Origin of the sequence: Streptomyces sp. B93 (genome assembly GCF_018070565.1) — a bacterium.
Classification (GTDB): Bacteria; Actinomycetota; Actinomycetes; order Streptomycetales; family Streptomycetaceae; genus Streptomyces.
Map to the genome: position 1 here is coordinate 1 of NZ_JAGPXL010000007.1, position 26,102 is coordinate 26,102.

At 72.7% G+C, this 26,102-nt stretch carries 22 protein-coding genes; 10 read left to right on the top strand and 12 right to left on the bottom strand.

What is annotated here, in order from left to right; translation table 11 throughout:
• Both KBY47_RS08895 and KBY47_RS08900 read left to right on the top strand, forming a co-directional pair.
• On the top strand, positions 1-1,225 hold a 1,225-nt coding region (locus tag KBY47_RS08895; RefSeq protein ID WP_210920443.1), incomplete at its 5' end, for a cell wall metabolism sensor histidine kinase WalK.
• A 98-nt stretch (positions 1,226-1,323) separates the two neighbouring features.
• Positions 1,324-3,201 (top strand): long-chain fatty acid--CoA ligase, encoded by a 1,878-nt coding sequence (locus KBY47_RS08900; RefSeq protein WP_210920635.1) that lies wholly within the window; start codon positions 1,324-1,326, stop codon positions 3,199-3,201.
• 90 nt (positions 3,202-3,291) lie between these two features.
• Here KBY47_RS08900 and KBY47_RS36995 read toward each other — a convergent pair whose 3' ends face one another.
• Positions 3,292-3,972, bottom strand: a complete 681-nt coding sequence (locus tag KBY47_RS36995; protein ID WP_210920444.1) for a response regulator transcription factor — start codon at positions 3,970-3,972, stop codon at positions 3,292-3,294.
• A gap of 116 nt (positions 3,973-4,088) precedes the next feature.
• On the opposite strand from KBY47_RS36995, the gene KBY47_RS08910 reads away from it, so the two are divergent.
• Together KBY47_RS08910 and KBY47_RS08915 are read left to right on the top strand one after the other, a co-directional pair.
• Positions 4,089-4,493 carry a PaaI family thioesterase gene (locus tag KBY47_RS08910; RefSeq protein ID WP_210920445.1) on the top strand — a complete coding sequence of 135 codons (405 nt, stop codon included), beginning with the start codon at positions 4,089-4,091 and terminating at the stop codon, positions 4,491-4,493.
• A 13-nt stretch (positions 4,494-4,506) separates the two neighbouring features.
• Positions 4,507-5,193: a TetR/AcrR family transcriptional regulator gene (locus KBY47_RS08915; protein WP_210920446.1), complete on the top strand. Its 687-nt coding sequence runs from the start codon at positions 4,507-4,509 to the stop codon at positions 5,191-5,193.
• A 14-nt stretch (positions 5,194-5,207) separates the two neighbouring features.
• Here the strand turns inward: KBY47_RS08915 and KBY47_RS08920 are convergent, their stop codons facing one another.
• The 4 genes from KBY47_RS08920 to KBY47_RS08935 form a co-directional block, all read right to left on the bottom strand.
• Positions 5,208-6,233 (bottom strand): substrate-binding domain-containing protein, encoded by a 1,026-nt coding sequence (locus KBY47_RS08920; RefSeq protein ID WP_210920447.1) that lies wholly within the window; start codon positions 6,231-6,233, stop codon positions 5,208-5,210.
• 111 nt (positions 6,234-6,344) lie between these two features.
• Positions 6,345-7,223, bottom strand: coding sequence for a potassium channel family protein (locus tag KBY47_RS08925; RefSeq protein ID WP_308405093.1), 879 nt, complete (start codon positions 7,221-7,223; stop codon positions 6,345-6,347).
• A 144-nt stretch (positions 7,224-7,367) separates the two neighbouring features.
• Positions 7,368-8,291 (bottom strand): nitroreductase family protein, encoded by a 924-nt coding sequence (locus KBY47_RS08930; RefSeq protein WP_210920636.1) that lies wholly within the window; start codon positions 8,289-8,291, stop codon positions 7,368-7,370.
• A 129-nt stretch (positions 8,292-8,420) separates the two neighbouring features.
• A complete protein-coding gene (locus KBY47_RS08935; RefSeq protein WP_210920449.1) occupies positions 8,421-9,332 on the bottom strand; it encodes a DUF1918 domain-containing protein in 912 nt (303 codons plus the stop codon).
• Between the two features lie 182 nt (positions 9,333-9,514).
• On the opposite strand from KBY47_RS08935, the gene KBY47_RS08940 reads away from it, so the two are divergent.
• Complete coding sequence (locus KBY47_RS08940; protein WP_210920450.1) at positions 9,515-10,750, top strand: PP2C family protein-serine/threonine phosphatase; 1,236 nt, start codon at positions 9,515-9,517, stop codon at positions 10,748-10,750.
• A gap of 8 nt (positions 10,751-10,758) precedes the next feature.
• Here the strand turns inward: KBY47_RS08940 and KBY47_RS08945 are convergent, their stop codons facing one another.
• Positions 10,759-11,517, bottom strand: coding sequence for a restriction endonuclease (locus tag KBY47_RS08945; protein ID WP_210920451.1), 759 nt, complete (start codon positions 11,515-11,517; stop codon positions 10,759-10,761).
• 240 nt (positions 11,518-11,757) lie between these two features.
• Between KBY47_RS08945 and KBY47_RS08950 the strand changes: the two genes are divergently transcribed.
• Positions 11,758-12,687 carry an amidohydrolase family protein gene (locus tag KBY47_RS08950; RefSeq protein ID WP_210920452.1) on the top strand — a complete coding sequence of 310 codons (930 nt, stop codon included), beginning with the start codon at positions 11,758-11,760 and terminating at the stop codon, positions 12,685-12,687.
• Between the two features lie 54 nt (positions 12,688-12,741).
• On the opposite strand, the gene KBY47_RS08955 is transcribed toward KBY47_RS08950, so the two are convergent.
• Positions 12,742-13,413 (bottom strand): DUF2278 family protein, encoded by a 672-nt coding sequence (locus KBY47_RS08955; RefSeq protein WP_210920453.1) that lies wholly within the window; start codon positions 13,411-13,413, stop codon positions 12,742-12,744.
• A 121-nt stretch (positions 13,414-13,534) separates the two neighbouring features.
• Complete coding sequence (locus tag KBY47_RS08960; RefSeq protein ID WP_210920454.1) at positions 13,535-13,681, bottom strand: hypothetical protein; 147 nt, start codon at positions 13,679-13,681, stop codon at positions 13,535-13,537.
• A 165-nt stretch (positions 13,682-13,846) separates the two neighbouring features.
• Here KBY47_RS08960 and KBY47_RS08965 point away from each other — a divergent pair, with 165 nt between their 5' ends.
• On the top strand, positions 13,847-14,539 hold the full coding sequence (locus tag KBY47_RS08965; protein WP_210920455.1) for an ABC transporter ATP-binding protein: 693 nt from the start codon (positions 13,847-13,849) through the stop codon (positions 14,537-14,539).
• Here KBY47_RS08965 and KBY47_RS08970 read toward each other — a convergent pair.
• The 3 genes from KBY47_RS08970 to KBY47_RS08980 form a co-directional block, all read right to left on the bottom strand.
• On the bottom strand, positions 14,536-15,501 hold the full coding sequence (locus KBY47_RS08970; RefSeq protein WP_210920456.1) for an ABC transporter ATP-binding protein: 966 nt from the start codon (positions 15,499-15,501) through the stop codon (positions 14,536-14,538). The genes KBY47_RS08965 and KBY47_RS08970 overlap by 4 nt on opposite strands.
• 62 nt (positions 15,502-15,563) lie before the next feature.
• Complete coding sequence (locus tag KBY47_RS08975; RefSeq protein ID WP_308405094.1) at positions 15,564-18,284, bottom strand: FtsX-like permease family protein; 2,721 nt, start codon at positions 18,282-18,284, stop codon at positions 15,564-15,566.
• Complete coding sequence (locus KBY47_RS08980) at positions 18,281-21,541, bottom strand: ABC transporter permease (RefSeq protein WP_308405095.1); 3,261 nt, start codon at positions 21,539-21,541, stop codon at positions 18,281-18,283. Before KBY47_RS08980 ends, KBY47_RS08975 begins: the two co-directional genes overlap by 4 nt.
• Positions 21,542-21,825: 284 nt before the next feature.
• On the opposite strand from KBY47_RS08980, the gene rph reads away from it, so the two are divergent.
• Positions 21,826-24,423, top strand: coding sequence for a rifamycin-inactivating phosphotransferase (gene rph, locus KBY47_RS08985; RefSeq protein WP_210920457.1), 2,598 nt, complete (start codon positions 21,826-21,828; stop codon positions 24,421-24,423).
• Positions 24,424-24,496: 73 nt separating this feature from the next.
• Here the strand turns inward: rph and KBY47_RS08990 are convergent, their stop codons facing one another.
• Positions 24,497-24,874 (bottom strand): hypothetical protein, encoded by a 378-nt coding sequence (locus KBY47_RS08990; RefSeq protein WP_210920458.1) that lies wholly within the window; start codon positions 24,872-24,874, stop codon positions 24,497-24,499.
• A 177-nt stretch (positions 24,875-25,051) separates the two neighbouring features.
• On the opposite strand from KBY47_RS08990, the gene KBY47_RS08995 reads away from it, so the two are divergent.
• Both KBY47_RS08995 and KBY47_RS09000 read left to right on the top strand, forming a co-directional pair.
• Positions 25,052-25,321 carry a hypothetical protein gene (locus tag KBY47_RS08995; protein ID WP_247694437.1) on the top strand — a complete coding sequence of 90 codons (270 nt, stop codon included), beginning with the start codon at positions 25,052-25,054 and terminating at the stop codon, positions 25,319-25,321.
• Between the two features lie 55 nt (positions 25,322-25,376).
• A complete protein-coding gene (locus KBY47_RS09000) occupies positions 25,377-25,961 on the top strand; it encodes a dihydrofolate reductase family protein (protein WP_210920459.1) in 585 nt (194 codons plus the stop codon).
• Positions 25,962-26,102 lie beyond the last annotated feature (141 nt).

Consider the following 26,102-nt stretch of genomic DNA (forward strand, 5'->3'; position numbering starts at 1 on the left):
GCTCGGCGCCCTCCTCGGCACACCCCTGGGCACGGTCGCCGTCGACGCGGACAACAGGGTTCTCCTGAGCACCGGTTCCGCCTCCCGGGCCGCCGACGAGCTGGCCGCGCTCAGCCTGACCTCGCCGGCGGGCAGCGTCGTCACACTGGAGGGGGGCGACCTGAGCGCCGTACGCATTCCCAGCCCCGGCCTGAGCATCGACCGCGGACCCGGCCAGAACACGGTCGAACCGGCCGCCGTCATCCTCTCGATCGACACCTCGGTGGACGACGCGACCACGGCTACGCTGATCAAGCGTCAACTCGCCCTGGTTGGCGCCGCGTTACTGGCCCTGCTGGGCCTGTCCGTCGTCGTGCTGCGGCTCGGGATGCTCCCGCTGGTCCGCATGGCCCGCAGCGCCGACGCCATCGCCGCGGGCTCCCTGACCGAACGCCTTCCCACGCACCGCAACGGCAGCGAAGCCGACCTGCTCGCCAAGGCCGTGAACCGGGCCTTCGACGCCCAGGCCCGCGCGGAAGCGACCGTCCGCTCCCTGGCCGCCGACACCTCCCACGAACTGCGCACCCCCCTGTCCACGATCTCCGGCTGGCTCGACCTGCACCGCCAGGGCGGCCTCTCCGGCCCCGGCCTGGAGACCGCGCTCGAGCACATCGAGAACGAGGTGGGACGCATGCGCCTGCTCGTGGAGGACCTCGCGCTGCTCGCCCGCCTGGACGCGGGCCGCCCCGTCGAACAGGACAACGTCGACCTCACCACCCTGGCCACCAGCGTCGTCGAGGACGCCCAGATCATCTACCCCCAACGCGACATCACCCTGGCACCCGCACCCCCCGCCATCGTCACCGGGGACGCCAACCGCCTCCAACAGGTCCTGCGCAACCTCGTCGGCAACGCCGTCCAGCACACCCCCACCCAGACCTCCGTACGCGTCGAGGTCACCCTCGACCGTGAGCATGTGCAGCTGAGCGTCATCGACAACGGCCCCGGCATCTCCCCCGAAGACCTGCCCCGCGTCTTCGAACGGTTCTGGCGCGCCGAGGCCAGCCGCAGCCGCACCTACGGCGGCTCCGGCCTCGGCCTGGCCATCGTCGAGGCCATCGTCCACGCCCACCACGGGCAGGTGACCGTCCGGTCGGACCTGGGCGTCGGCACCACGGTCGTCATCCGGCTCCCCGTGGCGATCGCCCGCACTAGCCCGTACGGCGCTCAGTCACCGCCGGACTGATCCGCCGCCCCCTCACCACAACCCGTCGTGTGCCGCGGTCCCAGCGCGAGGGCCGCGGCCCTCACCCCTATCCGGAGGATGTCGTGTACGAGGATGTCATGTACGAGGTACGGAAACTGATCGAGAACCGTCCGCAGTCGGTCGCCCGTCTCTTCCTGGAACGCGTGGCGGGCACACCGGACGCCGAGGCCTACCGCTACCCGGTGCCCGCAGCGTCCGGCGAAGGCCCCGACGACTGGCGGTCGTTGACCTGGGCGGGGGCCGCCGAACGGGTCTTCGACATCGCGGCCGGTCTGATCGAGCTGGGGGTACGGCCCGAGGAACGGGTGGCGCTGGCGTCCTCGACGCGGATCGAGTGGATCCTCGCCGACCTCGGCATCATGTGCGCGGGCGCGGCGACCACCACGGTCTACCCGCAGACCAACGCGGACGAATCGGCGTACATCCTGTCGGACTCCGGGAGCCGGGTGCTCATCGCGGAGAACGCCGCACAGGTGGCCAAGGCGGTCGAGAAGCGCGCCGGGCTGCCCGAACTCGCCCGTGTCGTCGTCATCGACCCTGCGGGCTCCGGCACGGGCGAGGACTGGGTCATCGGCCTGACCGAACTGGAGGCCCTGGGCAGGGAACGCCGGAGGCGTGACCCGCGGCTGATCGACGACCGGGTCGGCGCGATCACCAAGGACCAGCTGGCGACCCTCATCTACACCTCCGGCACCACCGGCCGTCCCAAGGGTGTCCGGCTGCCGCACGACAACTGGTCGTACATCGCGAAGGCGACCGCCGCGACGGGGCTGATCCTCGCGACCGACGTGGAGTACCTGTGGCTGCCGCTCTCCCATGTCTTCGGCAAGGCGCTGACCTCCACCCACATCGAGGTCGGCCATGTCGTCGCCGTCGACGGCCGCGCCGAGAGGATCACCGAGAACCTTCCGGTCGTACGGCCGACGTACATGGCGGCCGTGCCGCGCGTCTTCGAGAAGGTCTACAACGGCGTCGCCGCCCGGGCGCGGGCCTCCGGCGCCGCGAAGTACGCGGTCTTCCGGTGGGCGGCCCGAGTGGGACGCGAGTACGCCCGGACCCGGCAGGACGGCCTCCGCCGCACCGGCACGGCATCCGTGCCGTTCTCCCTGTCCGCCGCACACCGGGTCGCGGACGCCCTGGTGTTCGCCAGGATCCGCGAGGCGTTCGGTGGCCGGTTGCGCATCTGTGTGTCCGGCTCCGCGGCGCTTGCCCCGGAGATCGGCTACTTCTTCTCCGGTGCGGGCATCCACATCCTGGAGGGCTACGGGCTCACCGAGTCCTCCGCCGCGTCCTTCGTCAACCCGGGCGAGGCGTACCGCACGGGGACGGTGGGCAAGCCGCTGCCCGGCACGGAGGTCCGGATCGCCGACGACGGCGAGATCCTGCTGCGCGGCCCCGGCATCATGGAGGGCTACCACAAGCTGCCCGAGAAGACCGCCGAGGTGCTGGAGCCGGACGGCTGGTTCCACACCGGCGACATCGGCGAGCTGTCGCCCGACGGCTACCTGCGCATCACCGACCGCAAGAAGGACCTCATCAAGACCTCCGGCGGCAAGTACATCGCGCCCGCCGAGGTCGAGGGACAGTTCAAGGCGGTGTGCCCCTACGTCTCCAACATCCTCGTGCACGGCGCCGACCGGAACTTCTGCACCGCCCTGATCGCGCTCGACGAACCGTCGATCCTCCAGTGGGCGGGCGAGAACGGCCTGGAGGGCAAGTCGTACGAGGAGGTCGTCGCCGCGCCCGCCACGGTCGAACTGATCGACGGGTACGTGCGGCAGCTCAACGCCGGGTTGCAGCGCTGGCAGACCATCAAGAAGTTCCGGCTGCTGCCCCGCGACCTGGACGTGGACCGTGGTGAGATCACGCCGAGCCTGAAGCTGAAGCGGTCGGTGATCGAGGGCGCGTACGGGCATCTGATCGAGGAGATGTACGCGGGGGCGCGGGAGGCGTAGGCACGGGGGTGGCGGGGGACTCGCGGCGGCCGGTCGCGCAGTTCCCCGCGCCCCTTGTGCGTCGGCCCGCGCCCCGTCCTTGAAAGGGCCTCAGGACGCTGTGCGCAGGGCGTTCGCGATGAAGCTGGTGTGGGTGATGCCGGGGACGACGAGTCCGCTCTCGTAGGCGAAGGCGATCAGGTGTCCGCGCTGGCGGATTCCCAGCTTGCTGAGCATGTGCGTGATGTGGGTCTTCACGGTGAGCGGGCTCAGGCCCAGGTCGCGGGCGATGGAGGCGCTGTCCTGACCGCTCGACAGCATGGTGAGTATCTCGCGTTCGCGGCGGGAGAGGTCCCGGGTGAGTTCGGGTGTGACCCGTGGCTGCGCCTTGCTGACGGCCGGGGCCGTTCCCAGGGCGACGACGAGTCCGCCCCGGCTCACGGTCTCCAGGGCCGCGATGAGCTGCGCCGCGCTGATGTCGGCGGCGACGATGCCGGTCGCGCCGGCGCGTACCTGGGCGTCGACCTCCTGCGCGTTGGGCGCGCCGAAGACGACGGTACGGGCCGCCGCGCGGACCTCGCGGATCAGGGCGGTGAACTCGTGCGGTTCCGCCGGGTGGAGGGAGTGGTCGAGCAGGACGATGTCGGCAGCCGCGCCGACGTCGAGGAGGTCCCTGAGGTCCTCGCTGTGCGCGACGGTGCCGGTGACCCTCATGGCGTCGCTCGAGTCGATCACCTTGGCGAGGGCGGCCCGTACCAGGGTCGGCCCACCAGCGACGATTACCTTCTTCACGGTCTCATCCTTCACACCGCACTTGACGGTCGGCCCGCGGTCAGCCTGAGCGTTTCTTGACGGTTGTGTGTTAACGCCGATAAGTTATCGCCACTAACCTGAATGGGGGGCAACCAGTGCTCACACTTGCGGCGGAAGACGTCTACGCGCTGGCGCCGTACGCCAAGACGCTCGGGGTCCAGTTCGACGAGATCACCGCCGACGGCGTGCGAGCCACGTTGGCGCACGACCACTCCCTCTCCACGGTGGGCGGTGGCCTGCACGGCGGAGCCCTGATGGGGCTCGCCGATGTGAGTGCCGCCGTGTGCGCCGCTCTGAACGGCCCGGACGGCGCCGCACCGGCCACCGTGGAGTCGACGACGCATTTCCTTCGCCCGGCACACACCGATGTCGTGGCGACGGCCCGGCCCTTGCGGGTGGGGCGCAACACCGTCATCGAGGTCGATGTGCACGACTCCCACGGGGGACTGTGCGCCCGGGTGACCCAGATGGTCACTGCCGTGAAGGCGCGGACGTCTTGACGGACGGCCTTCTGTGACCGGCCCCAGAGCCCGCGCCGCCAAGGGCCAGGGCGGGCTGCTTCGCGAGCAACTCCTCGACATCGCGGCCCAGTTGCTGGAGAACGACGGAGCCGAGGCGGTGACGATCCGCGCGGTGGCGACGCGTGCGGGAGTAAGCCCGCCAGCCGTCTACCTCCACTTCGCGTCGAAGAGGGAACTCGTCCACGCGACCTGCCTACGGGTATGGAGTTCCCTCTTCGTCGAGTTGGAGGCGGTGTCCCGGGAAGTCCCGGACCCGGTGACGGCGCTCCATGAGACCTGCGTCGCCTACATCTCGTTCGGGCTTCGGCATCCCTCCCAGTACCGCCTGGTGATGGACGGCGAGGCCAGCGAGGCCAGCCGCCAGAACGAAGACGCCTGCTTCCGCTACTTCCGCGACAAGGTCGACGCCTGCCGCGACGCTGGAGTACGGATCGAGAGCAGAACGGAAACCACCAGACTCCTGTGCGCCGGCGTGCACGGAGCGGTCTCCCTGCTGATCCACCAGGACCGTGAAGCCTGGCCCCCGGACCCCACCCGCTACGTCGAACAAGCGGCCTCCGCAGCCGTCCACGGCACCCTCCTCACGGCGTCTCGGGCACCCAAGCCGTCGATGACCTCCCTGACCCGGCCGCGCCGAACCTCAGCTGCCGGCAAGCGCCGGAACCCCTCCCCCGGGTAAGGCGTCCGCCCGCTTCACCGGGGCGGTGCGGCCGTGGAGCCCCGTTGCACCAGGGTGGTGCGCAGGAGTGTTCGTTTGCGGGTGCCACCGGCGATGCGGTCCAGGAGCATGGCGGCGGCCTGGCGGCCCTTCTCCACGATCGGCTGGTGGATCGTGGAGAGGTCGGCCAGGGCGGCCACGGGGGCGTCGTCGTAGCCGATCACCGAGAGGTCGTGCGGCACCGCCATGCCCCGTTCGCGCGCGACGCGCGTCGCCGCGGCGGCGTGCACGTCGGAGAGCGCGACGACCGCCGTCACGTCCGCGTGGTCGAAGAGGGTCATCGCCGCCTGGGCGCCCGCCGCGTCGTCGATGCCCGCCGCGTCCACGATCCGCAGGTCCGACAGTTGCAGACCGGCGTCGCGCCAGGCCTTGAAATGACCGGCCAGCCGTTCTCTCGCGTTGCGCTCGGTCGCCCTGCGCGCCTCGGCCAGGCTCACCAGGCCGCCCTCGCCGTGGACGAACAGCTTGTCCACGAGGATGCCCACCCTGCGGTGACCGAGCCCCAGCAGGTGCTCCATCTGGAGCCGGGCACCACGCCGGTCGTCGATGCCGACGTACGGCAGGCCACTGCCGCGCGGCGAGTCCACCGACACCGCCGGCATCCCCGAGGCGGCCAGCGCGTCGGCCAGCGGGTGCTCCTCGGGCATGTTGTGGAGCACGATCCCGTCGACCAAGCCGCGCAACGCCCTGGAGTTGCGCACGTCCTCACCCGCCGACAGCAGCGTCAGGGCCACGTCCTCGAGGTCGCCCACCTCCGCGATCCCCTTCATCAGCAGGATCGTCGACGGGTCCTCCAGCGCGTCGGCCACCGAGTCCATGACCACGACACCCACCGCGCCCACGCGCCCGGAGCGCAGACTGCTGCCCACGGCGTTGGGCCCGGCGTACCCGAGCTGGGCGGCCACGGCGTAGACATGCTCGCGCTGGGCCTGCGAGACCCGGCCCAGGTTGTTGTAGACGTACGACACGGTCGCCTGCGAGACCCCCGCCGCACGTGCCACGTCCTTCATGGTCACCAACGCGCTGCCCAGCCCTCCGACGATGCCGCGGGCCTCCGCTGCCCGGCCCGGCCCCATCCTAAATTCGCCCCCGTGGCGGGCGACCCCGTCACCTCAGGGCTTTGCCAGGTCGCGCCCGTGGTCGGCGGCGTACGCGGCGAAGACTTCCGTCGTCGTGCCGCCGGTGTGCAGGAAACGCTCGTCGAGCAGCTCGGCGAAGTCATTCAGCGCACCGGCGAGCAGGTCACCGGCCAATCGGACGTCCGGCCGCTGGGACGCCTGGCCCCGCCGGGCGAGGGTGACGGCGAAGCCGACGGTGGACGCCAGCGACGACCGGTCCTCACCGTCGTGGAAGTAGTAGGCCTCGGCGTACTGGGTGTAGTCGATCCGGACGCGTACGACCTCGGTGGCCAGACCGTCCAGCAGCAACGCCCCCGCCGTGCAGTCGATCTGCTCCGGTGCCGGGTCCGAGTCGCGCAGCAGGGCCAGCCGGATCGCCAGGACCCTTCTGCGGGTCAGCGCCGGGTACACCTCCAGCACCCAGGAGACGGTGGCCGTCAGGAGGACGAAGCCGACCAGGGCCTCCAGCGGCGAGACCACACGAAGCCAGCCGTCGCCGGGAGCGATGTCTCCCAGCCCCAGCGTGGCCACCGTGACGAGCGACAGGTACAGGGAGTCCAGCAGCGCGGGCTCCTGCGCCGCCTCGGAGCCGGGTGAGAAGGCGAACGCATCCGGCATGTGCGGCCAGTACACGATGGCCCAGCCGATGACGATCGTGAAGGCCCACATGCACACCACGGTGACCATGGCGAGCGGGCCGACGAGGCCGACCACCCGCCTGCGGCTGCGGGAACGCCGCGCCAGGCGCCACATCGCCGTCATGACGAGACGGCTCAGGCCGCCGTGGTGGGTGGGGTGCCAGAGGGTGTGGAAGAGGTCCCGCAGGGTGAGCATGACGAGCCCGGCACCGATCGACGAGACCAACCACTCCACCGATCTCTCCCACGCCTCGCCCTCCCGACCCGAACCCCCGCGACTGAGCCTATGGCCTGACCGGCGCATCCGGCCGCAGAGGCAGGGCGTGGACGACCGTGGCGTCCACGCCTCCTCACCGGCGGTGGGTGACGACCGAACCGGTCACGGCAGGACCTCGAGTACGTCGGAGGCGGGGCGGCGTGGTGTGCCGGGGCCCTCGGGGCCGTATCCCAGGCGCAGGATCAGCTGGACGTGGCCCGTGCCGGACACCGGGTCGCGCAGTGCCCAGCGCAGGTCCGTCCATTCGACGGGCTGGGTGGCGATGGAGCTGGACAGGCCCTCGAGGGTGGCCAGCAGCAGGACGCGTTCCACCGCCTGACCGGCGCGGAGCCAGTCCTCCGGGTGGTCGCGGGGGGTGCTGAGCAGAGCCAGCTGGGGGTTCTGCTCGAAGTCCGCGGCGTCGCGGCCCGCCACCTCGCGGAGGCCCGCGAGATCGCGCATGGGGGACTTTCCGCCGCGTTTGCGCGGCCCGAAGGCGTAGTACGGGACTCCGTCGTCGGCGGTGTCCGCCGACGCGGCGTCGAGACGGGTCCACCGGGCCAGGTCGGTGTCTCCGCCGGGGTCGGTCATGTTGCGTGCCTCGGACTCCCGGGCCAGTTCCAGCACCTCGTCCAGATGCCATGAGGCCGGGAAGGTCAGCGCCGCTCCCTCGGCGCGCGCGGCCTCGCCGAGGGCCTCCCGCAGGGGCTGCGGGATCTCCCTGTCGTCGAACGGGAAGCGGCTGCTGTGACGCTGCCGGATCGCCGGATACAGCGCGCCCAGGCCGCTGTCGTCGGCGGCGGCGCCGGTCAGCCGTACGCTCGCGACCAGCGCCCGGTCGGTGGGGTCCGGCAACAGCAGGGTCTCCGGGTGCAGGCCCTCGTGGACCGCGGCGACCCTCAGGTTCAGCAGGGCGGCCCCGCAGCCGATGTGCAGGCCACGGGCGTCGGGGTCGGCGTGGGGCATGGTGCGCCCGAGGTCGGCACGGATCTCGAAGGTGCGGCTGCCGCGGTGGTAGCGGAAGCGCCAGGGCTGCGCGTTGTGCATCGACGGAGCCGCCGCCGCGGCGTCGGCGAGAGCCGTCACCTGGGCGTCGGACGGTGCTGGTCGGCTCACCGGAGCCTCCCCTCGAAGTGGTGGCGGCGGGACGGGCCCTCCTCGGTGGCCCGCGGCCGTCTACTGGTCGGCCGGGACGATACGGCGGCCCGTGAGGCTCTCGGGCCGGATGGAGACCCACATCTCGCGGTCGCCGCCCGGCCAGGGCGTGGAGTGGGCACGCAGGGCGAGCGTGCGTACGGCGTCGGGGTCGGTGACGGCCTCGGCGAGGCCGACGGCGAGCACGCTCCAGCCCTGGCTCATCGCCTCGTCCACGTGGTCGACCTCGAAGGCGACCTCCGTTCCGACAGCCGCCGCGGGCACGTGGCCGGGCGCGGTCCTGAAGACGATCGCCTCGTCCACCACCTCGTAGTTGACCGGGACGACCGCGGGGCGGCCGTCGGACGCCGACACCGCGATGCGCCCCACACCGTAGGAGGACAGCAGGTGGCGGCACTCCTCCGGTCCCATGTCCCGCAGTCGAGGGCGCAACAACGCCTGGCCCTGGCCCGGCGGCAGGTCCGTGCCTCCGCCGCGCAGAACCGCGGCGGTGGTGCCCAGTACGTCGGCCAGTCTGATGAGCGTCGCCACGCTGGGGTCGGCGGGCTGCTCCTCCAGGTAGGCCAGGTAACCGAGCGACATACGGGCCCGGTGGGCGGTCTCCTCCCGGCTGAGCCCCCGCCTGGCGCGGGCGACGGCCACGCGTCGGCCGATGTCGCCGGGGTTGGACGTCCCGGTCGGCGGGGCAGCCGCGGGCACGGCTCCCGCCTCGCCGAGATCCGAGGCAGGAGCAGCGCGCCGGTGGTGCTCCACGGGGCGGATGCGCGCGTCGGGCCCGGGGAACACGAGCGTCACCTCGTCCGTGTCCGACCAGCGCACGTCGTAGGGCGGAGTGCCGTCCTCGTGGTGGAGCCCGACGATCTCGCCGTCGCGCCTGGTGGCACCGGTCGTCGTGCTCTCGATGACGAGTTGGTCCCCCAGGTGAGCTCGCATGGTCGCCGCCCTCTCCGCGGAATGGTGCTGTATCCAACGTGCCACGCGCGCCCTTCCACCGCACGGAATGCCTGACTGCAACCCCTACGGGTGAAGGAACTCGGACGAACGAGCCCGGGCACTGGATCGCCCGTAGATTGGGAAGTCCAGGCAGTCGCGCTCGCGGCGACGGAGAGCGCGTGATGACAGCAGACATCGATTTCACGGCGTTCTTCGACGCCGCACCAAGCCCGTACCTGGTGCTGGACGCGGACCTGGTGATCCGCTACGTCAACCCGGCGTGCCTGCGGACCGCGGGCCGGACCGAGGACGAGCTGATCGGGAAGTTCTTCTTCGACGCCCTGCCGGAGAACCCCGGCTGCCTCGACAACGCGGAACGAAACCTCGAAGCCTCCCTGCGTCGGATGCTGGACACCGGGAATCCGGGAACCGCGGTGCTCCAGCGATACGACGTTCCCGCCGCCGATCAGCAGGACAAGCTGGAGGAGCGATGGTGGTCCGTGAGCCACACCCCCCTCTGCGGACCTGACGGCGCGGTGAGCTGGATCATCCAACAGGTCACGGACGTCACCGCCTTCGTCCACTCACGCCGGGCACGTCAGCTCAGCGAGGAGTCGGCCGAGCGAGCCGAGAGCCTGACGGCCGAGCTGTACGCGCGCGCCCGCGAGCTGCACCGGCTGAACCAGGAACTGCGCCAGGCCCACGCCCGCGAGCAGCAGATCGCCGTGGCCCTGCAAGAAGCCATGCTCTCCGTCCCCGACCTGGACCGGCACAGCAACATCGCCGTGCGTTACCTGCCCGCGACCGCGTCACTGAACGTGTGCGGCGACTGGTACGACGTCGTCGACCTGCCACCCGACCGCTACGCCGTGGCGGTCGGAGACGTCGTCGGTCACGGCCTGCACGCCGCGGCCATCATGGGCATGCTCCGCAGCGCCCTGAGCGCCGTCATCCGCGCCATTCCCAGCCCCGCCCAGGCCCTGGAAGTCCTCGGCCTCTACGCCCGCTCCGTGGACGGCGCCATGGCCGCGACCGCGGTCAAGGTACTCATCGACACGCGCAGCAGACTGATCATCTACAGCAACGCCGGACATCCACCGCCGGTCCTGCTGCACCCCGACGGAACCTGCGACCTGCTGGACCAGGCCACCGACCCACCACTCGGCGCGCGCGAGCACCATGTCCCCCGCCCTCAGGCCGGGCTCTCCTACAACCGGGGCGACATCCTCGTGCTGTACACCGACGGCCTCATCGAGCGCCGCGGCGAGGACATCGACGTCGGCCTGGATCGCCTGACCACTGCCCTGGCCCAGGACCGAATCCTCGCCCCTGACCCGCTGGCCGACGCGCTGCTGACCCGGCTCGACGTCGCCGGGGGCGTCTCCGACGACATCGCTCTCGTCGTCATCCGCCTGTAGCCCCGCACTCAGCCGGCGGGAACCTCCTGCCAGGGTGACGGTGCCGTGCCCGTCACCCATGCGTGCAGCGCCTCCTCGTCGACGCACACGATGCCGCACTGCTCCGCGTACTCCAACGCGGGCAGGGTGAAGCCGCTGGTCGTGACGACAAGGGCGAGGTCGGCCCCATGGACCGCGAAGCAGGTACCGCCGAAACGCTGGAGGTCCTGGGAGCCGACCTTGTTCCCGTCGCCGTACCACTTGCACTGGACCACCAGCCGTCGTCCGTCGGGTGTGGAGGCCACCACGTCGGCGCCCAGGTCCCCGGCCCCGCCCACGACTTCGACGTCGGTGCAGCCGTCACGCCGGCACAGGGCGGCTATCTCCGCCTCGAACTCCGCGGGGTCCTCGGCCGGACACGGTTCCTCATCGACCGTCAGGCAGGGCTCCTCAGCGACACCGATCCCTCTTCCGTCCCGCACAGGCGGCGCGTCGAGGGCGTCCACGGTCGTCCGTGCCGCCCGCTCCAGCGTCTCGGTGGCCTCACGTGCGAGACGGGCGGCGGAGAGCCTGCGACGGCGGTGCGCCCAGCGCAGCAGGACGGCGACGCCCACGCCCGCGAGCGCGAGGATCCACTCGGGCCGGTGGTCGAAGGCCCTCGCCACCGCTCGCGCGACGGTTCCGGTCAGCACCACGAGGAGGGCGAGCAGCACGAAGAAGGCGGTCGTGACACGCAGACTGAATCGCCGTTCACGCTTGCGTCCCGTGGGATGGACGGGCGGGGTCATCGTGGTGGTACCTCCCGGGAGCCGCCGACACCTGCGACAACCCGTCTGCCCAAGATCGCAAACTTCAACGCGGCACGGCGAAAGGGCTGTTCGCGGCCCTCGGCGTACACCGGCGTCGCACGACCGGCTCCGCACGGTCAGCGCCCCCGGGCCCGAAGCTCGCGGCGTGACACATCCCTCACCCGCCGCACGCGGTCAGGGGCTGGACCCGGCCCCCGTCCGGAGCCGATCGTGGACGCCATGGAGGATCACGGCAGGTCACCCGTCGACCAGGCAGGCACCGCCCAGTCCGGTACTGAGGAGGCCGACGAGGTACGCCGCTTCTGGACCCGGCTCGGCCTGCCCGGACTGGTCGACGTGCACACGCACTTCATGCCGGAGCGCGTGCTGCGGAAGGTCTGGGACTACTTCGACGGGCTCGGCCCGCTCACCGGCGGCATCGAGTGGCCGATCACCTACCGGGCCGAGGAGGAACAACGGGCGGCCCTGCTGCGGGACTTCGGCGTCCGTGCCTTCACGGCGATGCTCTATCCGCACAAGCCGGGCATGGCCCGGTGGCTGAACGACTGGGCCGTCGACTTCGCCCGCCGCACCCCCGGCACGCTGCACACCGCCACCCTCTTCCCCGAGCCGGACGTACGGGCGTACGTCGGCGAGGCCGTCGAGGCGGGTGCCCATGTGTTCAAGGCGCACGTGCAGGTGGGGGCGTACGACCCGGCCGACGAGCGCCTCGACGGCGCGTGGGGCCTGCTGGCCGAGGCCGGGGTTCCCGTGGTCATCCACTGCGGCTCCGGGCCCGCCCCCGGCAAGCACACCGGCCCCGAGCCGATCGCCCGGGTGCTGGCACGCCACCCGCGGCTCCGGCTGATCGTGGCCCACATGGGGATGCCCGAGTACGAGGACTTCCTGGACCTGGCCGAACGGTACGAGGAGGTGCGGCTGGACACGACCATGGCGTTCACCGACTTCACCGAGCGGCTGGCGCCCTTCCCCCGCCGGTCCCTGCCCCGGCTCACCCACCTCGCCGACCGTGTCCTGCTGGGCTCGGACTTTCCCAACATCCCCTACCCGTACCTCCACCAACTCCGGGCCCTTGAGCGCCTGGGCCTGGGAGACGACTGGCTCCGCATGGTGTGTCACGACAACGGGGCGCGGCTGTTCGGAGTGTGAGGGCGCGGGAGCGGCCGGAGCGATGACCGGCGCGATGGTGTTGCGGGCGGTGGCTCACGTGAAGGGGTGTCCATCACCGTCGGTGTGGCCTGCCTGGCTGGAGAACTTGTTGAGGAAGACGTCATAGCGGCCGTCGGGGCGGTGGGTGATCGTGGCCCCGTCCTGCCAGATGCCGTTCTCCGGCCACCACTGGGAGCCCGCCGGGTCGCCCTGGTTCTGGTGGATGTTGTGCATGCCGATGTCTCCGTGGGCCCCCGGGCCGAAGGGCTCGCCGAAGACGAGGATGCGCTGTCCGGGGGCGAGGATGCCCTCCAGCGCGGTGGCGGCGTCGGTGTTGCTGCCCGCGTGCCACGGCCGGGAGCCGAACAGGTCGAGCAGCTCCTGGAGCCAGGACGGCGGGCGCCGCTCGAACAGGACGCCGGACCGGTCCACCAGCGCGGGATGACGCAGGTAGTCCAGGGCACCGGACATCGGCTGACGATCCAGCTCGTGGTAGCCGGGGGGCAGCGTCACGGCCGGTTCCAGGGCGGCGGCGTCCAGGGTGAACGTCTTCCACCGCACCCCCACGGTGGACTTGTGGCTGTCGACGTCGACAGCACAGTGGTAACGCCCGTCGGGCGCGTCCACCTCCAGGTTGACGTGGAACCAGCGGCCCTGGTCGTCCGGCTGGTCGCGATGGTGTCCGTGCAGGGTTCCCGAGAGCACGCCGTAGCGGTCGAAAGGCATGCCGTCAGTGAATCACCACGCACACGTCACGTCATTCTGTGGTGACGCTCCGTGCCGCACGAGCGCGGCGCCGGGCGGGGTGCCGTCGTGCCGTGGGACCGGCGGCGGCACCCCCGCCCCGTCACCGGTGGGTGCGCAGCTTGCTCATGAGCCGCTGGGCCTGGGCGCGGCGGCGCGGATCGGCCGCGCTGCGACGGGCCTGGCCCATCGCGCGCCGACCCTGCGGGCTCCTCGCGAACCGCTTGATCCGTTCGAGTATCGCGGACACGTCACTCCTCCCCTCAGGGTGCCCGGCCCCGCACCGGGCTGCATGGGTTCCCGGATACCCCGGGACGGGCGTTCCAGGCCGGGGCGGGCCCGTGCTTGGCCGCTCCCCGCCCCGGATGAGACACTGGCGCGCCGCGGAATCAGCGCGATCACAACGGGGGGCGGGATGAGCCGGGCGGGGACCGCGACCATGCTCGAGGTGGCGGACGTACACAAGTCGTACGGTCATGGCGCGAACGCCGTGCACGCGCTGCGGGGCGTCTCCTTCGAGGTCCCGCGGGGGGAACTCGTCGCCCTCAAGGGACGCTCGGGCTCCGGCAAGACCACCCTGCTCAACATCGTCGGCGGTCTGGACGAGCCGGACAGCGGACGCGTCACCGTCGACGGGCTGAACCTGCGGGACCAGGGCGAGGACGCCCTCCTCGCCCTGCGCCGGGAACGCATCGGCTTCGTGTTCCAGTCGTTCGGGCTGATCCCCATCCTCACGGCCGCCGAGAACGTGGGTGTGCCGCTGCGGTTGCGCAGGGCGGATCCGGACGAGCGGCGGGAGCGTGTCGAGCTGCTGCTGTCCCTGGTCGGGCTCACGGACCATGCCGCGCAGCGTCCGGGCGAGCTGTCAGGTGGACAGCGGCAACGCGTCGCCATCGCCCGCGCCCTGGCCAACAGCCCCTCGATCCTCATCGCCGACGAGCCGACCGGCCAGCTGGACGCGGAGACCGGCCACTCCGTGATGGAACTGCTGCGTGCGGTCGTCCGCAGCGAGAGCATCACCGCGCTCGTCGCCACCCACGACACGACCCTCCTCGACCTCGCAGACCGTGTGCTGGAGCTGAGGGACGGCGAGATCACCGAGTCCTAGGGCCGGCGGTCGCTCTCCGCGTCGTCCGGACGGACGGCGATGTGGTCGGGTTCCAGTTCCAGGGCGACGCGGTCGCGCATGCCGAGGGCGCGGGTGTACTCGGCGGGCAGCTGGAGGCGTCCGGCCCGGTCGAGCATGGCGTACTCGCGGGCGACCACGTTCTCCTGGCCGGTGGCCGAGTCGACCTCGCTGCGTCGCAGCACCTCCGTCGATGTACGGCCGTCGCGGATGGCAACCGTGCGGCGGACCTCACCGGCGACGGACTGGTCGTGGGTGACGATCACGATGGTGGTGCCGAGTTCCTCGTTGGCGGTGCGGAACGCGGCGAAGACCTGTTCGGCGGTGTGGGAGTCGAGTTCACCGGTGGGTTCGTCGGCGAGCAGGACCGCGGGGTCGTTGGCGAGTGCGACGGCAAGGGCGACACGCTGCTGCTGGCCGCCGGACATCTGGTGCGGGCGGCGGTCGCGGCAGTCGGCCACGTCCAGCAGGCCGAGGAGTTCCATGGCGCGCTCGGCGCGGGCCCGGCGTCCCCCGCGGGCGCGGGCGAGTTGCAGGGGCAGGGCGACGTTCTGCGCGGCGGTGAGGTACGGCAGGAGGTTGCGGGAGGTCTGCTGCCAGACGAAGCCGACGGTCCGGCGGCGGTAGGCGAGGCGTTCCCGGGCGGAGATGGTGAGCAGGTCGTGGCCCGCGACGCGGGCGGCTCCGGCGGTGGGCTTGTCCAGTCCGGCGAGGATGTTCATGAGGGTGGACTTGCCGCTGCCGGAGGCACCGACGAGGGCCATCAGTTCGCCCTCGCGCACCAGCAGGTCGAGGCCTTGCAGGGCCTGGACCTCCACGCCGTCGGCGGAGAAGATCCGTACCAGTCGGTCGCAGCTGATCAGGGCGTCGTGACCGTAGGCGGCGGCGTCGCGCGCGGCGAGGGCGCGGTCGGCCAGCTCGTGGAAGGTGGGGCTGCTGGTCATCGGCTGCTCCTGGGCTGACGGAGGGACTCGGGCCGGTGCGGTGTAGGGGTTTTGTGCACGGTCTAGCGGTCACCCAGCCTCAGTTCGCGCACCGAGCCACGTCGGCTGGTCCACCAGGCCTGCCCGGCGGGCACACCGAGGGACAGCAGCAGCACGGTGAGCGCCGGGACCGCCAGGGAGAGCGGGTCGGTGCGCAGCGCGGCCCCGTCGAGGGCGGACGGGGAGGCCAGGGCGAGGGTGGTGAGGTCGACGCCGGGCGCCAGCAGGTGGATGGCGGCCCAGCCGGTCAGCATGCCGCCCGCGGCGGCGAGGAGCGCCTGCGGGAGGGCCGTGAGGATCAGCAGTCGGCGGCCCTGGGAGCGGCTCATGCCCATCGTGCGCAGCCGGGCGAGCAGGGCCCTGCGTTCGGGTGCGGTGCGCAGCACCGTCAGTACCAGGGCGAGGACGGCGTAGCCGCCGCCCGCGACGACGGCGGCGCCGTACAGGCGTTCCGCGCCGGACTGCAGGGGTGAGTCGACGTGCCCGGCGCGTTCCTCGGCGCGCAGCCGGACGGTTCCCGCGCCGCCGTCCGCAACCGCGCGCAGTTCCCGGCCGTTCAGGGCGTCCCCTGTCAGCAGCAGGGCCGTCGGGCGGGCCGCTTCGCGGGGAAGTCCGGCGCGGTCGACGATCAGGAAGTCGTCGCCGATGACGGCCGGAGTGTGCCGCCGGACCTCGGCGATGCGTACGGTGACGGAGGTGCCGTCCGGGAACAGGACGGCGTAGGGGCCGGTGCCGTACTCCTCGGCGACCCGCGGCGAGGCCAGGGCGGGCAGCGGCCCGTCGGTGTCCCCCTGCCGCAGGCGCGCCGCGTCGAACGGGCCGAGGCCCGTGTGCCGCGCCAGGCGGGCGTACGCGTCGGGGTCCACCCCGGCCAGCGGCACCGGCTGGCTGCCCTGCTCCGGCCTCGCCTCGTAGGCGACGCTCGCTTGCGCCGTGTCGTGTACGCCGGGCAGTCGGCGGACGCGGTCGGGCAGGTCCGGGGGCAGCGCGCCGGTGGCGTTCTCGACGCGGGCGTCGGCGCCGACGGCGACGAGCGCGGCCTGGTCGCGGGCCTCCGTGACGCCCGCGAGGACGGAGCCGCCGAACGCGGCCGTGGTCAGGGCGCTGAGCAGGGCGAGCAGTGGCAGCACGGCGAAGCCGGAGGCGCGGGCCGCCTGCGCCAGCGACAGCGGGATGACCACGCCGCGCATCCGTGCCGTCGCCTTGCCCAGCGCGCGCAGGGGCAGGGGGTGGAGGCGGGCCAGCAGCAGCGCGGCGACGACGCCGGTCAGCAGCGGGGCGGCGGCCACCAGACCGGTGCCGCCGGAGCCCTGGCGGCGCAAGGCGACGACGGCGCCGCACGCGATCACCAGCACGGTGAGTTCCGCGACCGTTCGGCGCCGCGACGGGCGAGCGGTGGTGAGGTCGTCCCGGCCGTCGTGCATCCGGACCGTGCGGTGCGCCACGACCGCGCGCACGGGGAGCGCGACGCAGGCGAGCAGGGTGACGGCGAGGGCGGCGGCGACGGCGGGCGCGGTGCGGGCGCCGGGCAGCAGGAGCAGTGCGGCGGTCAGTCCGAGGGCACCGGCCGGTACGGCGACCACCGCCGTCTCCGCCAGCAGCCGGAGGGCGAGGCCGGGCAGCGCGGCGCCGCGGGCGCGCAGCAGGGCCAGCTCGGCGCGGCGGCGGTCGGCCGCCACGCCACCGGCCATGGCCAGGACGATCACGGCGAGGCTGCCGGTGCCGACGGCGGCGAGGAGCAGCAGGGGTTCGATCCCGGACCGTAGTCCGGAATGGTTGGTGAGGACCTCGTCGAGGGACGTCTGGGACTCCAGGCGCTCGTCGACGGCCTCCCGCAGGCGCTGCACTCCCGGGCCCGATTCCAGCGTGGCGACGGCGGCGGCCAGCCGATCGATGTCGTGGCCGCGCAGGGCGGTGACGTCGGGGGCCACCTGCCAGTAGCGGTGGGGGCGGCCGGGGGTGCCCAACAGGGCCGGGCCCGCGTCGGGGGCGAGGAGCAGACCGCCGAGCCAGTAGACCTCCGACGGCGCGCTGCCGGGGCGGCGGGCCAGCGCGGGGGCGCGCAGCACCGGCACGGTCGACCAGTAGGCGCCCGCCGGGGAGCGCGGGACGACGATGCCGGTGATCCGGACGGCGAGCGGGCCGCGGCCCGAGCCGGGTACGTGGATCACCGAGCCGACCCGGATGTTCAGCGTCCGGGCGGTGTCCTTGGTGACGGCGGCCTCGACCCGCGGGGTCGCTGCGGTGACGGGTCCGCCCGTGGTGCGCGGCAAGCGGCCCTCGCTGAGCCGGGCGTGGGCGGCCAGGTCCTGCTGGGCGGCGAGCACCAGTTGGGCGGGCATCCCGGCGGGCTGGGGCAGCCAGGGGTCCGGCACCTCCAGGTTGACGGTGGTGCGGACGCCGTACGACGACTGCGCGGGGTCGGCGACCAGCGGCGCCCGCACGGTGGCGAGGACCTCGGCGCGGGCCTCGGCGAGCGGACCGGGGCGCAGGACGGCCTCGGCCTCCTCGATCGTGTCCACCCAGGGCGGCGGGGCCTGCACCTGCACGCTCGTCCGGTCGGGCAGGGCCTGCTCGACCGCCCGGCGCAGTCCCGCGTCGCCGTACCGGTCGACGGCGAGCGGGTACGCGGCGGCGAGCGCGGCGGTCACGGCCACCAGCAGCGCGAGCGCCAGGGACGTACCGGCGAAGGCTCTGAGCCGGGACGGCAACCCGGCGTGTGCGTGCGGGGGCCGCGCGGTCACTGCGTCACCTCTTCCCTGAGCGTCACCACGGGTCTGGCCCGCCGCGGTGCGAGGGCGGCGGTCACCAGGGCCGGGCCCGCGGCGAGGGCCGCCAGCAGCGCGGCGAGGGGCGGCAGCGGGAGTTCCACCAGGACCGGCGGGAGCGGCCGGGTGGCCTGACCGGTCAGGACGACGAGGGGGACCAGCGCGTACGTCAGCACCGCGCCCAGGGCGGTGCCGACCAGCAGCGCCAGGGCCACCAGCACGCCGTGCTCCATGGCGACCAGCCGGGCCAGCCGGCGGCGGGGTGTCCCCAGGGCGCGCAGCACGGCGAACTCGCCGTCGCGGGCCCGCATCGCCCCCGCCGCGCTCACCGCGAAGCCGAGCGAGGCGAACAGCACGGTCACCGCCGCCGCCGCGAGCAGCGCGGTCTCGGGGGCCGCCCCGAACGGGTCGTCGCGCAGCTCCGCCGCTATCTCGTCGCGCACCACCACCTGCTCCGGTGCGATGTCGGGCAGTCCCCGCACGGCCGCCGCCGCGGCAGCGGGCGCCGTCGTGCGCAGCCACCACTCGGTGGGCTTCAGACCGGTTCCGTAGCGGGCTTGCAGCACCCGGTCGACGGACCGGAGATCGACGAGGAGGGCGCCGCCGTCCTGGGCGGTGGCCTGCGTCGTGGGCAGGGCACCGGCGGTGCGGGCGATGCGCACGGGTACGGCATGGCCGTCGAACCGCACCTCCACGCGCTGCCCTTCACGCGCCCCCGACGCGGTGAGGAACTGGTCGGTGGCGACCGCGGCGATCTCGGGAGCGGCGGGCTGGGCGACCTCCAGGCGGACCGTCAGCACCGAGGCGGGCCACGAGACGTCCGCGGGCAGATAGCCGGTGCCGTACGTCATGGTGACGGGCGCCGTCGAGGTGATGCGGGGGCGGGTCGGCCGGGCGTCGCCGTCGGGGGCGAAGGCGGCCGAGTCGGCCTCGATCGCGGTCGACCACCTCGTCGGCAGGGTCAGCCGCCGGACGTCGCCGTCGGCCGAGGTCGCCGTGAGCGCGTCGAGGACGAGGCGGTGCCGGTCGGCCCGGCCGGTCGGCTGCGACGTGCTCAGGCTGAGCCCGGTCAGGGCCAACGGGCCCCGGGCGCCGCCCAGTTCCGGGGCCAGGCGATGGGAGCGGCCGTCGGCGGCGAGGGTCCCGGACGGCAGTTCGTAGGTGGTGCCGTGCCGGTCCCGCACGGTCAGCGTGACGTCCGCGTCGGGTCCCGGCGCGGTGCCGTGCAGGGCGGCGGTCAGCGTGAGCCGGGTGGTGCCCGCCGGTATCTGGATGCCCGCGGGTGTGCCGCGCGGCGCGAGTCCGGCGAGCAGCGGACCGTCCGTCAGGTCGGGCCGCGCCAGCACTCCCCCGGCCGCCTCCTCCGTGTTCAGGGCCACGACGGTCGCGGTACGGCCGCCGGAGAGGGAGACCGTGCCCCGGGCCGCGGGGGCGGCCCCGTCGACGTGGGGGAGGCCGGCGTAGACGTCGGTGCGGCCCACACCGCCGCTCCCGGCGGCCAGGACGCGCACCTCGGCACCGGCGCGGAAGTCCGCCTGGTCGTCCTGGGAGCGCTGCCAGGACGCGCCCTGCCCGATCGCGACCACGCCCAGCGCCACGGAGATGACCAGCAGCAGCACCGGGCCCGCGCCCCGCATCGGCCGACGGCTGAACTGCCAGCCGACCATGGCCCCGGTCAGCCCGCGTCCCCGGACGAGGAGGCGCTCACCGATCCGCGCCAGCAACGGCAGCAGCCGTAGCACCAGGACCGTTCCGGCGAGCAGCACCAGAGCGGGCGCCACCACCAGCAGCGGGTCGACGCCGAGGGCCCCCTCGCGGTCGGCGGTGACGGCGCCGGAGTCCTGGCTGCCGAGCAGCCAGAAGGCGACACCGGCCACCGCGAGCAGCCCGATGTCCGCCCCGGCGCGCAGCGGTGCGGGCAGCGCCCCCGCCCGGACGCCGAGGGCGAGGGACGCCCGCAACGCCGGTACCGCCACCGCCAGCGCGCACAGCGCGGCCACGCCCGCGGCGACCGCCCACACCTCGGGCCGGCCCCAGCCCGGCACGTCGAGGCGCACCCCGGTCCGGCGCAGCGCCCCCTGTCCGGCCAGCAGCCGCGTCAACGGCCCGGCCAGCAGTGGCGCCACCAGCACCGCGGGGGCGGAGATCAGCAGGGCCTCCAGCGCGGCCAGGCCCGCCAGCCGGGTGCGGGTGGCGCCGCGTGCCCGCAGCAGGCGGGTCTCGGCCGCGCGTTCGGTGCTGAGCGTCCGCGCGACGAGCAACAGGGCGCAGGCCGCGAGCAGTCCGAGCTGACCGGCGACGATCAGCATGCTGGAACGGGTGACGAGCAGGGAACGTTCGACGCGGTCCAGCACCTCGGGCAGCCCGGTGGCCGCGACGGTCGTACCGCTGAGCGCGGGCTGCTCGCGCAGCGCCGCGCTCCCCGAGCGGGCGGCCTCGCGCAGTGCGTCGATCCGGTCCGTCGTCAGCGAGGAGTAGTCGGCCGACACCAGCCAGCCCGAGGCGCCGACGCTCACCCGTCCCGACGTCGGCTCGGCCGGGGCGGTGAGCAGGGGCCCGTACGTGGTGAAGCTGGACGCCTTCACTCCGCGTCCGCCCAGGTCGTCCAACTGCCAGTAGGGCGCCCGCACGTTCACCGGCCGGTACACGCCGGTGATCAGCACGCGTACCGGCGGGCCGTCCAGCCGGTCGGTGACGGTGAGCCGGTCACCGGGCGTCACCCCGAGGCGTCGGGCGGCACTCTGCGGCAGCGCCGCCTCGACGTCCCCGGTGGTCGCGGCCTCGCGCGGGAGTCGACCGGCGACGGCCCTCACCTGTGTGCGGTCCAGGGCCGCGAAGTAGGCGAGGTCGGGGTTCTCGTCGTCCCGCGCGGAGTCCGGCCGCAGGTCCGGGGGCAGGGCGTAGGGGCCGGACCGCAGCAGGGTGCGCACCCGTACAGGCAGGCCGTCGAAGACGGTGCGGGCCCCCGCCCGCACGGCGTCGTCGGCCGCCTGCCGGTCCTCCTCCGGCACGTTGGCCTTGACCACCAGGGCTGCCTCGGCGGCGGCGCGCTGTTCGGCGAGCGACCGGCGCAGTGCCGCGTCGCCGATCGCGCCCGAGTAGGCGGTGAGCGCGGCCAGCACGGACGTCGTCAGCAGGACGGTCAGCAGCGCGGCGCCGAGGAGCGTGCGGTACACCCACGCCCGCCGCACGGTGAACCGCCACACGCCCGCCGACACCGCTCGTTCCCCCACCAAGCCCCCCGTTTCCCGCCGCACGGAACCGGAACGCGTCGCGGCGTCACTGCCGTGCGGGTGCGAGAGGGCATTGTAGAACTGACGAGCGAGTTCCTGTGGGCTGCCCGAAAACAGCAAAGGCAAGGAGAACGATCTCCTTGCCACTCTCAACTTATAGCGCACCGGGGGGCTTGCGGCAAGGCCCGGGTCAGGGCGCAGAATCGGCGGCCGAAGCCACCACCTGCACGAACGCGGGGCAGGGGGTGGCGCACGGAAACTACGGGTGCCTCGGAAGGGTCGCGATGAGTGAGCGTTACGTGCTCGGTCTCCAGGAGATCGACGAGACCCAGGTCGCGGTCGTCGGCGGCAAGGGCGCGCAGTTGGGCGCGCTGACCAGGATCGAGGGCGTCCGCGTGCCGGACGGCTTCTGTGTGACGACGGACGCCTTCCGGCGGATCATGGCGCAGGCGCCGTCGATCGGCGACCGGCTCGACCGGTTGTCGTGTGTGGACCCGGACGACCGGGAGGCGATCCGCACGCTCAGCGCGGAGGTCCGCCGCGCCGTCGAGGAGGTTCCCGTCCCGGACGACCTCGCGACGGCGATCGGCCGCGCGCTCGCCCGGTTCGGTGAGCGGGCGGCCTACGCCGTCCGTTCCAGCGCGACGGCGGAGGACCTGCCGACGGCCTCCTTCGCGGGCCAGCAGGACACCTACCTGAACGTCATGGGGCTTACGGCGGTGCTGCGGCACATCAGCCGGTGCTGGGCCTCGCTGTTCACCGAACGGGCGGTGACGTACCGTCAGCGCCAGGGCATCGACCACCGTACGGTCCACATGGCCGTGGTCGTGCAGCGGATGGTCTTCCCGCGGGCGTCGGGGATCCTGTTCACCGCCGATCCCGTCACGGGCGATCGGAAGGCCGCCACCGTGGACGCCGGTTTCGGCCTCGGTGAGGCACTGGTCTCCGGTCTGGTGAACCCGGACGTCTTCAAGGTGCGGGACGGCGCAGTGGTCGCCAGGACGATCGCGGCCAAACAGCGGGCCGTCCACGCCCTGCCGGCCGGCGGCACCCGGGAGGTCGCGGTCGACGAACGGCGGCAGGATCAGCCGTCGCTGACGGATGCTCAGGTCGTGGGGCTCGTGGAGCTGGGTCGGCGGATCGAGGCGCGTTTCGGGCGACCGCAGGACATCGAGTGGTGCCTGGCCGACGACGGCTTCCAGATCGTCCAGAGTCGGCCGATCACGACGCTGTTCCCCGTCCCCGAGGCGGGCGACCAGGAGAACCACGTCTACGTCTCCGTCGGTCACGGGCAGATGATGACCGACGCCATGAAGCCCCTGGGGCTGTCCATGTGGCGGCTGACGGCGCTGGTGCCGATGCTGGAGGCCGGTGGGCGGCTGTTCGTCGACGTCACTCCCCGTCTGGCCTCGCCCACGACCCGCGCGGGCCTCCTGGAGGCCATGGGGAAGGGCGATCCGCTGATCAGGGACGCGCTGGAGACGGTCCTCGACCGCGGCGACTTCGTCCCGTCGCTGCCGGACACGGGCCCCGGCGGGCTGCCCGCCCATGCCGCGCCCGCCCCCGTCGAAACCGATCCGGCCGTCGTCACCGAGTTGATCGAACGCGGCCGGGCGTCCGTCGCCGCCCTGGAGCGCGACATCCGGACGAAGACCGGAGCGGAGCTGTTCGACTTCCTGCTGGAGGCCTTCGAGGACCACAAGCGAGAAGTCAGTGACCCGCTGCTCCATCAGGCGATCATGGCGGGCATGGAGGCCACCTGGTGGCTCAACGACAGGCTGGAGGAGTGGCTCGGCGAGAAGAACGCGGCCGACACGCTCACCCTGTCCGCCCCCGGCAACGTCACCTCGGAGATGGGGCTGGCGCTGCTCGACGTCGCCGACGTGATCCGCCCGTACCCCGAGGTGGTGGCGTTCCTCCAGGGCGTCGAGGACGACGACTTCCTGGAGGACCTGCCCAAGCTCCCCGGCGGGACGGAGGCGCGCGCCGCCATCGAGGCCTACCTCGACCGGTACGGCATGCGCTGCGTCGGCGAGATCGACATCACGAGACCGCGGTGGCGCGAGCGGCCCGGCACGGTCCTGCCCGCGATCCTCGACAACGTCCGGAACTTCGAACCGGGCGCCGCCGCACGGCGGTTCGAGCAGGGGCGGCAGACAGCGCTGAGGAAGGCCGAGGACGTGCTGGCGCGCCTGCGGGCCCTGCCGGACGGGGAGCGGCGAGCCGACGAGACCAAGCGGATGATCGACCGGGTCCGGACCTTCATCGGCTACCGGGAGTACCCCAAGTACCACATCGTCAGCCGGTACTTCCTCTACAAGCAGGCCCTCCTGGAGGAGGCCGAGCGCCTCGTACGGGCCGGGGTGCTCGCGGAGCGGGAGGACGTCTTCCACCTCACGTTCGAGGAGTTCCACGAGGCGGTGCGCTCGCACCGGGTGGACCACCGGCTCATCCAGCGGCGCAAGGAGGACTTCCGGTCGTACCAGGCGCTCACCCCGCCCAGGGTCCTCACCTCGGACGGAGAGGCCGTCACCGGCGCGTACCGGCGTGACGACGTGCCGGCCGGTGCCCTGGCCGGTCTCCCCGTCTCCGCCGGGACCGTCGAGGGCAGGGCCCGTGTCGTCCTCGACATGGCGGAGGCCGACCTCGAGGCGGGCGACATCCTCGTCACGGCCTACACCGACCCCAGCTGGTCCCCGCTGTTCCTCGGGATCACCGGCCTGGTGACCGAGGTGGGCGGCCTGATGACCCATGGCGCGGTGATCGCCCGCGAGTACGGCCTCCCTGCCGTCGTGGGCGTCGAGGGTGCGACCCGGCTGATCCATGACGGCCAGCGAATCCGTGTGCACGGGACCGACGGCTACGTCGAGATCCTGTCCTGAGCGACCGCACCGGACCGGCCGGTCACGCGAAGCCGCCGCTTGGCGTGACCGGCTGGTTCCCGGCGCCGCGACGTCAGTTGGGCAGTACGCGGTAACTCAGCGCGGGGAAGGGGAAGTCGCCCCCGTTGAACGTGCCGGTGAGGAAGTACCAGTCACCGGGGAACTCCGGAGTCCCCTTCTCGCAGCCCGGGTTGAAGAAGACCTCGGTGTTGTGGCTGGTGATCGCGGTGTACGACAGCGCAGGAGTGGTCAGCTCGTGGCAGACGCCGACGTCGTTCTCGTCGGCCAGGAGTTCCGTGCCGGTGCGGTCGGCCCCGGTGTAGAAGCGCAGCCCGGGGCCCGGGAAGTCCGCCGCACCCGCCGGGGTGGCGACGCCGATCGTCAGGAGCGCCGCACCCGCCGCCGAGGCCGCGAGCAGGGCGAGTCTGGATCGGGACGAGGACTGGGACACGCGAACCACCTCACAGGGTTGCCGAGTACGGACCTACCCAAGATTCTTGATGCTTCAACTAGAGGGAAGACGAAAACCGGCCGACGATAACGATGTCAACGCCTGATGCCTTCCGGGTATCACAGGCGCCACAAGATGTCGGCGGCGCGGGGCACACCGACGCTGACCGTCGGCTTCATGCCCGGCATCACCGTCACGCCCGCCACCGTCGCCTTCACCGCGCGGCACCCCGGTGTGACGGTGCGGCTGCCGCGCACCACGTGGTTCGACCAGGTGGAGGTGTTGCGGGACGGCAGGGCCGATCTGATCGGGCCGGGCGAGGTGGCCCTGGCCTGGGTGGCGACCCGCCGCTCCCGCCTCGTCCGGGACTTCGCGCGGGCGGCGCAGGACACGCTCGCCGACGCCCACGCGGTGAACCGCCCCAGGGAATTCCGCGAGCCGCGATGAGTTCCGCGGACTTTGGCAGTCTCATCTTCCAACCCGGTACGGAGGAGGTCTTCTGATGCGCAGCGTGACCTATTCGATGAGCGTCTCGCTCGACGGCTACATCGTCGGGCCGGACGGCGACTTCGGCTGGGGGGTGCCCGACGACGAGATCTTCCGCTTCTGGATCGACGACATCCGCCAGGTCGACGTCCACCTGATGGGGCGACGGCTGTACGAGACGATGCTGTACTGGGAGACCGCCGACGAGGATCCCTCACTCGACGAGGCCCAGCTCGAGTGGACCGCGCTCTGGAACCCGCTGCCGAAGGTGGTGTTCTCCCGCACGCTGTCGGCGGTGCGGGGCAACGCACGGCTGGCGTCCGGCAGCGTGGCGGAGGAGATCGAGCGGCTGCGGGCCGAGCCGGGTGAGGGTGAGATCGCGATCGGCGGCGCGACGCTCGCCGCGGAAGCCGCCGCGGCGGGGCTGATCGACGAGTACCGGACCATGGTCTATCCGGTGCTGGTCGGCGGTGGCATCCCGTTCTTCCCCCGGGACGAGCGCCGGGAGGATCTCGAACTCGTCGAGAGCCGCACCTTCGGCTCGAGAGTCGTCTACCTCGGCTACCGCGTGGCGCGCTCGCGGGGCGCGTCCGCCGAGTGATCCCGGTCTGACGGAAGGCCCCTTGGGAAGGGCCGACCGGCCCAAGCCTCGACACCGATCGGCTCTCGCGGCCCCGCCCGAGCCTGGAAATGATCAGTGACCGTCGTGTCCGGTCATGACCCGGTGATGAGGAGGGGACGG

Bases quoted from the DNA above. Each gene is read 5' to 3' on its own strand.
- KBY47_RS08935 (WP_210920449.1), bottom strand. From the start codon at position 9,332: ATGCGAGCTCACCTGGGGGACCAACTCGTCATCGAGAGCACGACGACC.
- KBY47_RS08940 (WP_210920450.1), top strand. From the start codon at position 9,515: ATGACAGCAGACATCGATTTCACGGCGTTCTTCGACGCCGCACCAAGC.
- KBY47_RS08930 (WP_210920636.1), bottom strand. From the start codon at position 8,291: ATGCACAACGCGCAGCCCTGGCGCTTCCGCTACCACCGCGGCAGCCGC.
- KBY47_RS09000 (WP_210920459.1), top strand. From the start codon at position 25,377: ATGCGCAGCGTGACCTATTCGATGAGCGTCTCGCTCGACGGCTACATC.
- KBY47_RS08950 (WP_210920452.1), top strand. From the start codon at position 11,758: ATGGAGGATCACGGCAGGTCACCCGTCGACCAGGCAGGCACCGCCCAG.
- KBY47_RS08965 (WP_210920455.1), top strand. From the start codon at position 13,847: ATGAGCCGGGCGGGGACCGCGACCATGCTCGAGGTGGCGGACGTACAC.
- KBY47_RS08995 (WP_247694437.1), top strand. From the start codon at position 25,052: ATGCCCGGCATCACCGTCACGCCCGCCACCGTCGCCTTCACCGCGCGG.
- KBY47_RS08945 (WP_210920451.1), bottom strand. From the start codon at position 11,517: ATGACCCCGCCCGTCCATCCCACGGGACGCAAGCGTGAACGGCGATTC.
- KBY47_RS08900 (WP_210920635.1), top strand. From the start codon at position 1,324: ATGTACGAGGTACGGAAACTGATCGAGAACCGTCCGCAGTCGGTCGCC.
- KBY47_RS08970 (WP_210920456.1), bottom strand. From the start codon at position 15,501: ATGACCAGCAGCCCCACCTTCCACGAGCTGGCCGACCGCGCCCTCGCC.
- KBY47_RS08955 (WP_210920453.1), bottom strand. From the start codon at position 13,413: ATGCCTTTCGACCGCTACGGCGTGCTCTCGGGAACCCTGCACGGACAC.
- rph (WP_210920457.1), top strand. From the start codon at position 21,826: ATGAGTGAGCGTTACGTGCTCGGTCTCCAGGAGATCGACGAGACCCAG.